12 protein-coding genes, 3 tRNA genes and 2 pseudogenes are annotated in these 14840 nt (G+C 32.2%); 14 read left to right on the top strand and 3 right to left on the bottom strand.

The features are described from left to right. Positions 1-71: 71 nt before the first annotated feature. The 10 genes from CHLWT_RS02475 (at position 72) to CHLWT_RS02430 (ending at position 7764) form a co-directional block, all read left to right on the top strand. Complete coding sequence (locus CHLWT_RS02475; RefSeq protein ID WP_112000711.1) at positions 72-1022, top strand: NAD(P)-binding domain-containing protein; 951 nt, start codon at positions 72-74, stop codon at positions 1020-1022. 9 nt (positions 1023-1031) lie between these two features. Further along, positions 1032-2951: a coiled-coil domain-containing protein gene (locus CHLWT_RS02470; RefSeq protein WP_112000710.1), complete on the top strand. Its 1920-nt coding sequence runs from the start codon at positions 1032-1034 to the stop codon at positions 2949-2951. After that, positions 2948-3646 carry a tRNA1(Val) (adenine(37)-N6)-methyltransferase gene (locus CHLWT_RS02465; RefSeq protein WP_112000709.1) on the top strand — a complete coding sequence of 233 codons (699 nt, stop codon included), beginning with the start codon at positions 2948-2950 and terminating at the stop codon, positions 3644-3646. The genes CHLWT_RS02470 and CHLWT_RS02465 overlap by 4 nt, the downstream gene beginning before the upstream one ends. Continuing rightward, on the top strand, positions 3637-4023 hold the full coding sequence (locus CHLWT_RS02460) for a YkgJ family cysteine cluster protein (RefSeq protein ID WP_063998561.1): 387 nt from the start codon (positions 3637-3639) through the stop codon (positions 4021-4023). The genes CHLWT_RS02465 and CHLWT_RS02460 overlap by 10 nt, the downstream gene beginning before the upstream one ends. Then, positions 3996-5288 carry a tetratricopeptide repeat protein gene (locus CHLWT_RS02455; protein WP_112000708.1) on the top strand — a complete coding sequence of 431 codons (1293 nt, stop codon included), beginning with the start codon at positions 3996-3998 and terminating at the stop codon, positions 5286-5288. The genes CHLWT_RS02460 and CHLWT_RS02455 overlap by 28 nt, the downstream gene beginning before the upstream one ends. Further along, the gene (gene trpC, locus CHLWT_RS02450) at positions 5285-6067 is read left to right on the top strand and encodes an indole-3-glycerol phosphate synthase TrpC (RefSeq protein WP_111968435.1); all 783 of its coding nucleotides are present in this window, start codon (positions 5285-5287) and stop codon (positions 6065-6067) included. Before CHLWT_RS02455 ends, trpC begins: the two co-directional genes overlap by 4 nt. Next, a complete protein-coding gene (locus CHLWT_RS02445) occupies positions 6064-6552 on the top strand; it encodes an HIT family protein (RefSeq protein ID WP_111975572.1) in 489 nt (162 codons plus the stop codon). The genes trpC and CHLWT_RS02445 overlap by 4 nt, the downstream gene beginning before the upstream one ends. After that, positions 6549-7289: a YaaA family protein gene (locus CHLWT_RS02440; RefSeq protein WP_112000707.1), complete on the top strand. Its 741-nt coding sequence runs from the start codon at positions 6549-6551 to the stop codon at positions 7287-7289. The genes CHLWT_RS02445 and CHLWT_RS02440 overlap by 4 nt, the downstream gene beginning before the upstream one ends. A gap of 143 nt (positions 7290-7432) precedes the next feature. Next, a complete protein-coding gene (locus tag CHLWT_RS09400; RefSeq protein WP_244948807.1) occupies positions 7433-7597 on the top strand; it encodes an HU family DNA-binding protein in 165 nt (54 codons plus the stop codon). An 80-nt stretch (positions 7598-7677) separates the two neighbouring features. Continuing rightward, positions 7678-7764, top strand: a tRNA-Leu gene (locus CHLWT_RS02430). A gap of 243 nt (positions 7765-8007) precedes the next feature. Here CHLWT_RS02430 and CHLWT_RS02425 read toward each other — a convergent pair. Next, the gene (locus tag CHLWT_RS02425; protein ID WP_112000706.1) at positions 8008-9219 is read right to left on the bottom strand and encodes a multidrug effflux MFS transporter; all 1212 of its coding nucleotides are present in this window, start codon (positions 9217-9219) and stop codon (positions 8008-8010) included. 186 nt (positions 9220-9405) lie between these two features. On the opposite strand from CHLWT_RS02425, the gene CHLWT_RS02420 reads away from it, so the two are divergent. From CHLWT_RS02420 to CHLWT_RS02410, 4 genes and pseudogenes are all read left to right on the top strand, one after another. Then, positions 9406-9482: transfer RNA gene (locus CHLWT_RS02420), tRNA-Arg, on the top strand. Between the two features lie 151 nt (positions 9483-9633). Then, positions 9634-10413: pseudogene (locus CHLWT_RS09670) on the top strand (PDC sensor domain-containing protein); the annotation flags it as partial. 777 nt (positions 10414-11190) lie between these two features. Continuing rightward, positions 11191-11592, top strand: a pseudogene (locus CHLWT_RS09665) (methyl-accepting chemotaxis protein); the annotation flags it as partial. 460 nt (positions 11593-12052) lie between these two features. Continuing rightward, positions 12053-12367: a hypothetical protein gene (locus CHLWT_RS02410; RefSeq protein ID WP_112000185.1), complete on the top strand. Its 315-nt coding sequence runs from the start codon at positions 12053-12055 to the stop codon at positions 12365-12367. A gap of 271 nt (positions 12368-12638) precedes the next feature. On the opposite strand, the gene CHLWT_RS02405 is transcribed toward CHLWT_RS02410, so the two are convergent. Continuing rightward, positions 12639-12715, bottom strand: a tRNA-Arg gene (locus tag CHLWT_RS02405). Between the two features lie 49 nt (positions 12716-12764). Beyond that, positions 12765-14840 (bottom strand): elongation factor G, encoded by a 2076-nt coding sequence (fusA, locus tag CHLWT_RS02400; RefSeq protein WP_063998570.1) that lies wholly within the window; start codon positions 14838-14840, stop codon positions 12765-12767.

The raw sequence follows: 14840 nt of genomic DNA, 5'->3' as shown, positions 1-14840 counted from the left end.
CTATTCTTTAAGGAAATTTTGTTAAATTTTACAATTTATATGCTTTATAATAAATAATAACGGAGACAAATATGGAAAATGTTTATGATATCATCGTCATAGGAGGCGGACCTTGTGGTATAGCTACGATAGTCGAGGCTAAGCACAATGGTTTTGAAAACGTGTTACTTTTAGAAAAAGGTGACAATCACTCACAAACCATTCGTAAGTTTTACAAAGACGGAAAAAGAGTTGATAAAGTCTATAAAGGTCTAGAAAGCGAAACCAAAGGAAGTGTAGAGTTTTTCGATGGTACAAAAGAGAGTACTTTAAACTACTTTGATAGATTGCTTGATGATGGAAAAATAGATGCTATGTTTAATAGCGAAGTCGAAAGCGTCAAAAAAAATAACGGAATATTTGAAGTAGTGACTTCAAAAGGAACTTTTAAATCTAAAAACGTGATGATTGGTATCGGTAAAATGGGCAGACCAAATAAACCAGAGTATAAGATCCCGCCTTCACTTACTCAAGTTGTAAATTTCAACTTAAATAGCTGTAATTGTGGTGAGAAAATTCTTGTAGTTGGTGGCGGAAACTCAGCTGCTGAGTACGCACTTGAGCTTAGTAAATGCAACAAAGTAACTTTATGCTATAGAAAAGATAAATTTACTAGACTAAATGAGATAAACGAAGCTGGGGTTTTTGAGTATAACAAAGCTGGCAAATTAGAGCTGAAACTTGGTGTAGATATAGTAGGGTTAGACAATGAAAATGGAAAAGTAAATGTTAAATTTAATAACTCTACTAATGAAATTTATGATAGAATAATCTATGCAATAGGTGGCTCAACTCCGGTTGATTTCTTACAAAAATGTGGCGTTGAGCTTAAGGATAATGAGCCTATACTCGATGAAAATTTACAAACTAAAACCCCAGGTCTTTTTGTAGGTGGAGATATAGCAAGCAAAAGTGGCGGAAGTATAGTTGTAGCTTTAAACGATGCTCACACGGTGATCAGCTATATAATGAAATCAAAATAAGGCTATATGTTGGAATTTAAAAAAACTGTTATAAGAACTACGTTTTTTGCTCTGTTTTGCGTCGCCATAGTCAGTTGTGATAGTGATTCTAGTCAAAAGCAAGATACGCAAACTAGAACTTTAAACTTCTTTGATCTGCCAAAAACCGAGCAAGATTGGTATATCAAAAAAGATGAGCTTGACAAATATGGTGAGTACTTTACAGTAGATAGCTATGCTAAAAATTTCAATATAGATGATAATCAAAGCATAGAAGGAAGCATAGACGAGCTTAAAGCACAGATCCGTCTGCTAAGAGAGAAAAATAGACTTTTGTTTGAAGATAACGCTCAGTTTATGAATAAAAACTGGGCTATAATGACAAAATTAAGAGAGCAGCAAAATAGTTTTGATAATGAAAAAAAACTGATCAATGCAAAAAATTTAGAGATTATGAATGATGTCGAAAAGCAGCATTACAAAAATATCAACGATTTAACAAAAAAGATAAATGAAGTTCAAAAAGAAAATCTTTTAACCATAAAAGCTTATGACCAAAAGATAGTTAGCCTTGAGAATCAAATCGATACTTATCAAAAAAAATTACAGCAATCCGCTCTTAATTTTGATGATAAGATCGCGACTTCTACAAAAGAAGAAAGGCTTAAAAACTCTGATTTATCACAAAAAAATCGTTATTTGTTAGAACAGATAGAATCTCTTAAAAAATCAATGGCATTTAGTATAAATGATCTAACAAAACAGATAGAAGAAAAAAAGATACGAGAAAACGAGCTAGAACAAAGTATCTTGCAAAAAGAAGCAAAGATAAATGACCTTTTAGCATCTCACACAAATGAAATTTTAGAACTTCAAAAGAAAAATTTACAAGATCTAAAAGATCTTAAAAATGAGATTGAAACACAAAAAAAAGAGTATTTTGACGAGTTAAATTTAAAAAGTTCTGAGTATTTAAAACTGGCAAATGAGTATGAAAATTATAAAGAAGATAAGCAAAAAGAGTTTGCTATCTTTCAGCAAAATTTAGCAAAAACACATAAAGACGCCGAAGAAAAAAAGGTGAATGATATAAAAAATGATTTTTTAAGAGTCATAGTAGAGCAAAACGCTACTATATCGCTACTTAATGCTAGAATTTCTAGTATGGAAACTAAATTTAGAAGTGATTTAGAAGCTAAAGATAAAGAGTATGCAAAATCTTTACAAGCATTGAAGGATAAAGCTCTATTTATAGAACAAAATGAAAATAGACTAAAAGCTGAATTTGATCAAAACGTAAGTAGTTTTAAGCAAACTCTTAAACAAAAAGATGCGAATATATCAGAGTTAAACGCCCAAATACAAGATCTTATAAAAAGTCAAACCGATGGTAAAATGATAAAAAATTACGAGATCTTAAACGAAGATATCACAAAACTAAAACTTGAAAATGAAAATTTAAAAAGATTTGCAGAAGAGAATTTACAAAAGTCAAAAGAACTTGTCTTACAAAAAGACAAAGATATGAAAATGGAACTTGACAAGCTAAAAGAGCATTATGAAAGCATTATTAAGGATTTGAAAATCGTTGATTTTAATATGACTTCCACTTCGTCTTTGAATGGTAAAAAAAGCATTTATGAGATAAAATGTGAGCTTGAAGATAATGCTATGACAAAAGAATGTCAAAGTAAATTTAATGATTTGATTAAAAAATATGGCGCTGAGGCGACTTACGAAATAATATCTCTTATCCCTGAGTTCAAACATATAGATTCTAATCAAACAGCCTTGTTGTCGTCTATAAAGCTTAGATCTACTACTAGCATTATGAGTTTGGCAAGTGAACCATTAAAATCTAAATTTGGCTCAAAACTAAAGATAGTTTATGCTAAAGAGATCAAATTTGAAAAAAGCGGATATGGATTTTTGATTAGAGTTTATAAATGACGCTGTATCAGCTAGAAAATGGATATAGATACAACAGCGACTCTTTGTTTCTGTATGATTTTATCTCAAAAAATAGACTTTTTGGCGATCTTTTAGATGTGGGATGCGGCTCTGGGATACTTGGGCTTTTGTTAAAACGAGATTTTTCTAAACTAAGTCTAACTAGCTTAGATATTCAAGAGATAAATCGCGATATTACAAAATTTAATGCAGATGAAAATGGACTGAAAATTCGCGTTATTTGTGATGATATTTCTAAATTTAAAAGCGAAAATAAGTTTGATTTTATAGTTTCAAACCCGCCTTTTTATATAGATGAAGTCACAAAAAGTGGCAATGAGCATATAAATATCAGCAGATACAGCGGAAATCTTAAATTTGATGATTTGCTAAAAAGCGTAAATTCTCTCTTAAAGCCACGCGGAGTTTTTTATTTTTGTTATGATGCAAGGAGACTTGGAGAAGTCGTAAGTGGGCTTGCTTGCTTTAAACTAAATCTTACTAGATTTAGATTGGTGCATTCTAAAATATCAAAAGAGTCTAAGTTAGCGCTTTTTGAGGCTAAAAAAAGCTCAAAATCAATGACTAAGATAGAGCCGCCTTTGATAGTTTTTGATGAGTTTGGATATAGCAAAGAAGCAAAAGCGGTATTTGATAAAGCTAACACTCAAAGTAGGATTTTTGTATGCAAATAAACATAGAGAAAAAAGATGGTTTTAAGTATGAATTTGATCCATCATTTTGTCAGATATGCGGTGGAAAATGCTGCACTGGAGAGAGTGGATATATCTGGATAAGCAATGATGAGATATCTAAGATAGCGACTTTTTTTGGAATGAGCGATGATGAATTTAAGAAAATATTTTGTTATAACGCCAACAATCGCTATAGTTTAAAGGAAAAAGAGTATAATAACGGCTATGCTTGTATCTTTTTTGATGAAACTCACAAAAATTGCGGAATTTATGAGCTTAGACCTAAGCAGTGTATGACATTTCCATTTTGGGATTATTTTAAGAAAAATTTTAAAGAATTGGAGAAAGAATGTATTGGTGTAAAGCAATTGCAGTAATTGCTCTATTTTTGGTTGGTTGCTCTAATAAAGCTGTTATAAACGCAAATAAAGTACAAATTTATAATAACGTAGATGTAAATAATACTATTTATCTAGAAACATTCAATGCGTTTTATTTAGTCAGTGATGAGCAAAATGCGAGTGCGATAAGAAAATTCTATGAACTTTATAAGATAACAGATGATATAAGCTATCTAAAAGAGGCTTTAAAGCTTGCATTTGTCACAAAAGATGAGATATTAGATAAGCTTATGAACGAAGCAAAGATTTATATAAATAATGATCTTGATATATTAAGAATGCAAATAGGATATTTTGTATCGACTTACGATATAAACTCTGCAAAGTCTTTGGCAAATGAACTGATTAAAAAAGATGGGAAAAATGCTACGAATTATGCTATTTTAGGTGGAGTTTATATCTTTTCAGATGAGCCTAAAAAGGCTTTAAATGCCTTTAAAAAAGCTTATGAATTAGACGCAAGTGAAAATAATCTTCTAAAATTAGTAGATGTATTAGAAAATAAATTTGATAATACAAAAGCAGCTATAAAGTATTTAGAAGACTGGATATATGAAAATGGATGCTCAAAGCCGGCTTGCTTTACGCTTTTAAATTTATATTCATCTAGTGGCGAACTTGATTCAATGGCGGAACTTTATGAAGAGCTTTATAAGGCTTTTAGGGAAGTTGAATTCTTAGAAAAAGAGCTTGAAATTTTGGTTTATAAAAAAGATTTTATGAATGCAAAAAGGATTTTAGAAGAGTATGGCTTTAATAATTTGGCTCTAATAGAAATTTACTCACATTTAAGTGAGTTTGAGCATGCTTATACCTTATCTCAAAAGATATATCAAGAGACGAAAAATCCCGAGTTTTTAGCCAAAATGGCGGTGTATAAATATGAAAAAAATGGTAAAAATACTGGTAAATTTGAACTTTCTATGATAACTAGGCTTTTTGAAGAATCTGTGTATGTTTTAAATAGTGGTGTGTATTATAATTATTATGGATATTTGCTTATAGATCATAATATAGATATAAAAAAAGGTTTAGAGCTCGTAAAAAAAGCTTATGAATTAGAGCCAAATTCGCCTTATATCATTGATTCTATCGCGTGGGGATATTACAAGCTAGGTAATTGCACTGAAGCTAAGATCTGGCTAGATAAGATCAGAGATGATACTAAATTTATGAATACCAAAGAGGCAAAAGATCATAAAATAGCCATAGATAAATGCTATAAAAAAGGAAAACGATGATTTTAGATGAGATTATTTCTAAGACAAAAGAGAATTTAAATATATACAAAGCCAAATTTCCATTTGAGCTCTTAGAAAAAGGGATAATCTCATCGTTTAAACCAAGGGACGTTAAACCGTTTCTAAGCGAGAAAAATAGCTACGCAAATATCATAGCTGAGATCAAAAAAGCAAGTCCTAGTAAAGGAGTTATCAAAGCTGATTTTGACCCTTTATCTATAGCACTTGAGTATGAAAAAGCTGGAGTTAGTGCGTTTTCTATCTTGACTGAGCCGTTATATTTTTTAGGAGATTTAGAGTATTTAACGCTTATTAGGAGATTTACTAATACTGTGATTCTTAGAAAAGATTTTATAATAGATATGTATCAAATAGCCCAAGCTAGGGTTTATGGAGCTGATTTTATCTTGCTTATAGCAAAAGCCTTGGATAAATTTAAATTAAAAGAATTATTTGATTACGCACGCCATCTTGATCTTGAAGTTTTGGTCGAAATACACGATGAAGACGATCTTCATAAAGCTTTATTTGTGGGTGCAAATATAATAGGTATAAATCATAGAAATTTAAAAGATTTTACGATGGATATGTCTCTTAGCAAGAAGCTAATCCCGCTTATCCCAAAAGATAAGATCATAGTAGCAGAAAGTGGGCTTAGAACACACACAGATATTGTAAATTTAGAGAGTTTAGGTGTCGATGCTTTCTTGATAGGTGAGCATTTTATGAGACAATCAGATATTTATGCAGCAGTAAATAATATAAGGGGTAAAAAATGAAACATGAGTTTGCACCTTGGAGAAGTGAATATTTTAAAAATAAGCAAGAGGGTTGTGCTTTTTGTGACATAGTAAGCAGTGATAACAAAGATGATGAGAATTTTGTTATTTTTAGAGCTAAACACTGCTTTGGCGTCATGAACCGCTATCCTTATACTTTAGGCGAGTTTATGGTGATCCCATATGAGCATATCGACAACGTAGAGACACTAGATAATGAGACGTGGCACGAAATGAGCCATTTTGTTCAAATCGGTGTTGGTATATTGAAAAAATACTTAAACGCTAATGGCGTAAATATAGGTATGAATTTAGGTGCTGCTGCTGGGGCTGGGATCGCAGAACATATACATTATCATCTTGTTCCTAGGTGGAACAGAGATACGAATTTCATAACTACTATCGGTCATACTAGGATCCATGGAGTTCCGTTTTATGAACAATATCAAGCTTTAAAAGATGCGTTCAAAGAGATAATAAAATGAAAATTTTATTTTCGCCAAGCGAGTCTAAAACACCCGGCGGTGAGCTTAAAAATTTAGACGATAAAGCGTTTTTATTTTCAAATTTATACGATAAAAGACTTTATGTTTTAAATTTATACAATGAGTTTATAAAGACTGCTTCAAAAGATGAAGTGTCAAAACTTTTTGGGCTTAAAAAAGATTTTGATATCCAAAAATACACCGAAGATATATTTTTAAAACCTGTAATGAAAGCAGTTTTAAGATACGATGGCGTGGCGTACGACTATCTAAAATACAGAAGTTTAACTCAAATTTCAAAAGAATTTATAGATGAAAATGTTATTATATTTTCAAATTTATATGGTCCCATTTTAGCCAAAGACGAAGTTGTGGATTACAAGCTAAAACAAGGAGAAAATACCCCCGGTTTTATTTTTGATAAATTTTATAAAGACAATTTTAGTCTAGCTTTAGATGAATATTTACAAGACGAGGATATTTTGGATTTAAGAGCAGGTTTCTATGATAAATTTTATGAGATAAAAAAGCCGTATCTGACGCTTAAATTTAAAAAAGATAGTAAGGTTGTAAGCCACTGGGCAAAAGCGTATAGAGGTATAGTTTTAAGAAGTGTTGCGTTAAATTCTGTTTCAACCATCAAGGATTTTTATGATCTTAACATTGATGGCTTAAAAGTTTGCAGTATTATAAGAAAAGGCTTAAAGAGCGAAATTGTATTTGATATTACTACATAAATTTAGTAAATATTATAAATAGAAAATTTAAAAAAAATTATGAAAATAGGCAACAAAATTACAAAATCTACGGCTGGCGTAGTTGATGCAGTTATATAGAGACGATAACCAAATCTTTAGCAAAATGAGATGGAGTTAATTTTATAGGATTTAGCTCTTTTAGCGTTGTTAATAAGGTTGCTAGAGTTCATAGAAGTAACAAAACCTACAAAACTCCTGCTACAAAATCTATTAAATTTAAAGTTGGAAAAGGTTTGAAAGAGACAGTTTCTAGTGTTTGCATTAAAAAATGCGGAAATAAAAAATAGTTAATTAGGCTGTTAGCAATTAAGATAGATTAAACAAAATTTAATCTATCTTATAGTAGAATAGCCATTCTAAATTTTTAGCCCAAGTGGTGAAACTGGTAGACGCGCTAGACTCAAAATCTTGTACGGGCAACCGTGTGTCGGTTCGAGTCCGACCTTGGGCACCATTAACTTCTCTATTAACCCCGAATTTTACAGATATTTGAGCTAATTAAGGGTTCGAACTTTTCCTTACGATTTTCCACAAAATAAATCATTATGCTTTTTATATAATGGTAAAAACATAATTTGATTGATATAAGCTTTCTTTAAGATAAGGTTATAAATAAGCAATTAAAGTCTTATTTATATAAACATTTTTCATTTATTAGATAATTAAATTTAAATACTTAGTAGCGATAAATTTAATATTATTGTCTATTTTTTATACTAAATTTCTTTTTTCTCAAAGAAAAATAGACCACGCAAGCCATCAAAACACAAGACGCCATCACTATGGCAAGGGATAGTGGATGATTTGCCTTAAGTGCTCCTACCACAAAGGATATAATCCCGGCCATAGCAAACTCTACCGTACCTAAAACGGCCGATGCAGAGCCTGATTTTTGCTTGAATCTTGCCATTGCAAGAGTTGTTGTATTTGGCACTATAAAGCCAAGTGAGCCGATGATTAAAAATAAGCAAATTTCTACATAAACAAATCCAAGTCTCATAAAACCAAAAATTATCAATAAAATATTTAGAGATAGCATCGCTAAAAATCCATATGGTAAAATTTGATAAGGCGAGATTTTTTGTGCTATTTTTGCATTTATATTTGCAAATATCGCAAATCCTAAGGCATTTATTCCAAATAAAATTCCATAATCTCTTGCACTTAATCCAAAGTGTTCTATAAATACGAAAGCAGATCCAGTAATATACGCAAACATTGCAGCCATCGCAAATCCGGCTGAAAATATGTATATCCTAAATCTTCTATCTTTTAGTATAAATTTATAGTTTTGCAATAGTGCTTTTGGGTTTAGGCTAAGTGTTTTATCTATTTTTGCACTTTCATCTAGCCAAAATATTATCATTAAAAGCAGTATTGCTCCTAGCCCAAACAGCACACCAAATATAAATTGCCAAGAAAAATATTCTAAAAATATACCACCAAAGGTAGGAGCAAGCATAGGTGCTAAAGACGATATTACCATCATCAAAGCAAATATTCCAGCGGCTTCTTTGACGTTAAATTTATCATTGACTATAGCAATAGCAATGACTACGCCAACACATCCGCCTAATGCTTGAGTGAATCTAAAAAATATAAAAGCATAAATAGAATCAAAGCTAATACATGCCGCACTCGAAAGTATAAAAACTAAAACGCCTATATAAAGAGATTTTTTGCGTCCATAGACATCGCTTATAGGTCCATATATCAGTTGTCCAAGCGAAAATGCTATGAAAAATGAAGCTAAAGAGAGTTGAGTTAGAAATGAGCTTGTAGCAAAGCTTTTTTGGACTTCGCTAAGAGCTGGTAGATACATATCAGTGGATAGTGGAGCTAGAGAAGACATAAAAGCTAAGGTTATTATGAGTTTAAATTTAGAAAATGCACTTGATTGCTCTTTCATTCATGATCCTAGTCAAAGTTTGAGTGCGATTTTATCACTTTTTACTTAAAATAATTTGATATTTTGATAAATAAAATCATTTATAATTACATATCAACTATGTTATATGCAAAAATCAAATTTATAGCTATATTTTTGCTTTTTTTAAGGAAGTATTGTATATAATTTGCATTCTTTTTTATTAGTGCGCTCTTAGCTCAGCTGGATAGAGCATTTGATTGCGGTTCAAAAGGTCAGAGATTCGAATTCTCTAGGGCGCACCATTTTGTTATTTTAATAAATTTTATATAATTACAAGCAAATTTGAGACTTGATAAATTGAAAATTCAAAATTTATCAGTGGTCTAACTAAAATGTGATGGTCTTACTTACTTATTTGCTTGTAATTATACAAATTTATTAGGAGAATAATATATGCAACAAAGAGGGCTTGCCACAAAAGTATCGATTGGAGTATCCATATTATTTATGATTCTGCTTATAGTTTTAACATATATAAACTATTCAAATTCAAAAGTAAATACGACTCAACTCTTATCAAGTGAAAGAGCAAAATCCATACAAGCTGGTAAGATGTTATTAGATACACAGTTTAAAAAAGCCATTGTAGGTATTGAAAATTTATCAAAGCTATTTAGCTCAAATAACTATGATTATAAAGAAGTTGAAAATATACTCAAAAATATCAATAGCTCAATGGATTTTGAAGCAATGTATATAGCATATCAAGATAACGGAATGATTGTAGCTTCGGATGGAAATTCTGGGCTCCCGACTGATGAGTACGATCCTAGAAAACAAAACTGGTATCAAGAAGCAGCAAATTTAAGAAAAACGTTAATTACAGAACCGTATATCGATAACGTAACAAAAAAACAGATAATAACGGCAGCGACTCCTTTTTATAAGGATAATAAACTATTATACGTAGTAGGTGCAGATTTTACGATTGATGGGATACAAAAAGAGTTTAATGAACTAGGAAACGCCGAAGGAGCATATATGCTTTTAATGGATAAAAATGCAAAACTACTAATGCATCCACTTAGCGATTTTAGAGGAAAAATATTAAATGCTACAAAAGAAATTCTCAAAAATTACAAAGCTAACAATATAGATGAATACGGTAGGCTTCCATACACACATGAAGACGGATCTAAAAAACTTGGCAGATGTGTTCCATTTGGAATAAACGATTGGATTATTTGTAGCAATGTAGATGTAGAGTTTTTTAGCAAAAAGACTGATGATATACTTTACAAAAATATTATCATATCTATAATATTTATTATATTGGGAACACTAATAATATATATTTTAGTAAAAAGATTTTTAAAACCTATACAGATTATCCAAAACGGTCTCAAAAACTTCTTTGACTTCCTAAACAACAAAAATAACAATCCAAAAGATATAAAAATAAACTCTAATGATGAGTTTGGAGTAATGGCTAAAATGATCAATGAAAACATAAATTTAGTCAAAGAGAATTTAAATCAAGACTCTATCGCTGTAAATGAGTCTCTTCAAAGAGCAAAAGAGGTAGAAAACGGAAATCTAAGTGTAAGAATAACTTCTAAACCAGCATCACCAGGATTAAATCAATTAAAAGATGTATTAAATAAAATGCTATCTACATTAGAACAAAAGATAGGAAGCGATATAAACGTTATTCAAAACACATTTGATAGCTTTAAAAATTTAGACTTCACTAGCAAGATACCAGATGCTAAAGGTGAAGTAGAAAAAGTAACTAATCTACTTGGTAATGAGATCACAAAGATGCTAAACGATAACCTAGCTCAAGCAAATAATCTAGAAGAAAAAGCAGATAGTCTAAAAACTCTAGTAGATAATCTAAATACTTCAACCAAATCTCAATCAGATAGTCTTCAAGAAAGTGCAGCCGCTGTTGAAGAGATGAGTAGTTCTATGGAAGCTATAAATGAAAGAACTGCTGAAGTTATAAAACAAAGCGAAGATATCAAAAACATCATAACTATCATAAGAGATATTGCTGATCAAACAAATCTTTTAGCACTAAATGCAGCCATTGAAGCAGCTAGGGCTGGAGAGCATGGACGTGGATTTGCAGTAGTTGCAGATGAGGTTAGAAAACTAGCTGAGAGAACTCAAAAATCTCTAGGAGAGATTGAAGCAAATGTAAATATCTTAAGTCAAAGCATAAATGAAGTATCTCAAAGTATCAATGAGCAAACAGAAGCTATAAATCAAATAAGTCATAGCGTAGTAAGTGTTGATGAGCTAACTAAACAAAATGTTACTATAGCAAGTGATACTAATAGAGTTACTAAAGAAGTAGAAGGTATTGCTGATATTATAGTTAATGAAGTTAAGAAGAAGAAATTTTAAGAAATAAGTGCCTTTTTTGGCACTTATTGAAAATTTATTATCAAACTTAGCCTAAAAATAGGTCTTGGCTACCAACGACAATATGAACAAATACTCTACTAACAAGAGCTTACGCAGTACAACTCTTGGTAGCTATAACGCTTATTAGAAATTTTATATGAAAATCTAGCAGCTGGAAATGTGCTATTTTAATCTTGTTATGGTATATTTGCCCTGCTTGAGTGCTCGTATTTATAGCATATAGGGCTGTATTACTTTTGAAACTATAATAAGTGATATTAAACTTGCTCTATAAATTTATCCAAAATAAAAGAAGAAGCGAATAAAACTCCAAGCTATGTTTACCGACAACTGAAGAAAAATTAAAATTTAGCAAATTTAGTACTATTTTGATACTATAAGATATGAACAAAGCAAAAAGCTATGACGTTTATACAACGAAGCGATCCTAAATAAAAGCTTGAATATCCAAGACTCACTAGGATATATATCAAGTATAAATTCCCTAACTCCCATCCAAGAGCTGATAAGAATCAATCAAAATAGACATAAAATCAGTCCAAATTTGCTAACAAACATTGATAGAAAAAACGATCAAAACAGCATTAAAAACATATATATAGGCAAAACATCTAGCCATGACGGAGCATTTGCCAAGATCAAAGTCAATGCTCAACCTGTCAATTCGTGCTTAACAACGATAGCTAGACTACCGTGTAAATCATGCAAAAACAAAACAGAAAAAACCGTAAGCAACAAAATCGTACCTATATGAAATAGCCATATTTAAATACCCTTTTTCTCATCCACGATGTATTAAGCCCACGTTTTGTTTTGCTGATCACAGCCAGCATACAGATAAAAATAAAAAACTATCCGCTACAGAAAAATACAAAACACTCATAGATATACTTTGAGACAGGTTAGCCCAAATAAAATGATCTATGAACATATGCATCAAAAGAAGTCATTTAATAGAATCAAGAACCAATATACCATTTGAATGCCGTGTCAAATAAAGTCCTAATAATAAAAATTGAATAGAATGGTGTCCCCAGCGAGATTCGAACTCACGACCTCAGAATTAGGAATTCTGCGCTCTATCCTGCTGAGCTATGAGGACAAAAAACTGCGGAAAAACCGCCTAAAAGCTAGGCGGTTTAGAGTTAAATTTAACCGTTTCTTTTCTTAATTATCTCATCAGAAACATTTTTAGGAACTTCTTCATAGTGATCAAATTCCATTGAGTATGATGCACGACCTTGAGTTTGACTTCTTAAATCTGTAGAGTAACCAAACATCTCAGCAAGTGGGCAGAAAGCAGTAACTATCTTATTTCCACCTCTTTCATCCATTGAGTTTATTTGACCACGGCGTCTATTTAAATCGCCTATTACATCACCCATATACTCTTCTGGAGTCTCTACTTCGACTTTCATCATAGGCTCAAGAATAACAGCACCAGCCTTTCTAGCACCCTCTTTAAAGCCCATAGATGCAGCTAGTTTAAATGCCATTTCAGATGAATCCACTTCGTGGTAACTACCATCAAATAGTGTAACCTTAACATCTTCAACCGGATATCCTGCTAATACACCGCTTTGAAGTGCTTCATTACAACCTTTTTCAACAGCTGGGATATACTCTTTTGGTACAACCCCACCTTTGATATCATTAACAAATTCAAATCCACTTCCTGGCTCAAGTGGCTCAAGGCGTAAAAATACATGACCATATTGACCACGACCACCTGATTGTTTAGCGTATTTATACTCTTGCTCAACTGTCTTTTTGATAGTTTCACGATAAGCAACTTGCGGTTGGCCTACTTCTGCTTCTACTTTAAATTCTCTTAGCATCCTATCTACGATGATTTCAAGGTGCAATTCGCCCATACCAGCGATGATTGTCTGACCACTCTCTTCATCAGTGCTAACTCTAAAGCTTGGATCTTCTTGAGCTAATTTGCCTAGGGCTATACCCATTTTTTCTTGATCTGCTTTAGTTTTTGGCTCAACAGCTACACTAATAACTGGCTCTGGGAAGTCCATTCTCTCTAGAATAACTTTATCTTTTTCACTAGCTAAAGTATCACCTGTTAAAGTATCTTTTAGACCAACTACAGCACCGATTTCACCGGCATAAAGCACTTTAATCTCTTCACGCTTATTTGAGTGCATTTTTAGTAAGCGGCCGATTCTCTCTTTTTTATCTTTTGTTGAGTTATAAGCATAACTTCCACTCTCAAGCTGTCCCCTATAAACCCTTACGAATGTAAGCTGTCCAACAAATGGGTCAGTCATAATCTTAAAGGCTAGACCGGCAAATTCACCATCATCTGTGCTATCTACGATAACTTCTCTTCCATCTTCCATCTCGCCTCTAATAGCCTCAACCTCATCAGGAGCTGGTAAGTAATCAACAACCGCATCAAGAAGTGGCTGAACGCCCTTATTTTTAAATGCAGTTCCACAAAGCATAGGGATAATTGTCATAGCTAGACAACCCGCTTTAAGACCTTTTTTAATCTCTTCATTGCTTAGCTCTTCGCCACCAAAAAATTTCTCCATCAAAGCATCATCAGTCTCAGCAACGGCTTCGATCATTTTATTACGATATTCATTAGCTTTTTCTTGCAGTTCAGCTGGGATATCTTTTTCTACAAAATCAGTTGGTTTAGTATCATCTTCCCAAACAATAGCTTTCATTTTGATTAGATCAACCACGCCTTTAAACTCATCTTCAGCGCCAATTGGAATTTGGATAGGCACTGGATTTGCTTTTAAGCGGTTTTTGATCTGCTCTTCAACATTGTAGAAATTCGCACCGATTCTATCCATTTTATTTACAAATACCATTCTTGGAACACGGTATTTATTAGCTTGTCTCCAGACAGTCTCACTTTGAGGTTGGACGCCACCAACAGCACAAAATACAGCTACAGCGCCATCTAAAACACGCATAGATCTTTCAACTTCGATAGTAAAATCAACGTGTCCTGGAGTGTCTATAAGGTTGATTTGATGGTTTTTCCAAAAACAAGTAGTCGCAGCAGAAGTAATCGTAATACCACGCTCTTTTTCTTGCTCCATCCAGTCCATAGTAGCAGCACCATCATGAACCTCACCGATCTTATGGCTCATACCAGTAAAAAATAGAATTCTCTCACTAGTTGTAGTCTTACCAGCATCGATATGCGCAGCGATACCGATATTTCTAACCATATTTAATGGAGTTTTTCTTGACAT

Origin of the sequence: Campylobacter hyointestinalis subsp. lawsonii (assembly GCF_013372165.1) — a bacterium.
Taxonomy (GTDB): Bacteria; Campylobacterota; Campylobacteria; order Campylobacterales; family Campylobacteraceae; genus Campylobacter; species Campylobacter lawsonii.
The sequence above is the reverse complement of the archived record's forward strand: the minus strand, read 5'-3'. Positions and strand labels throughout refer to the sequence as shown.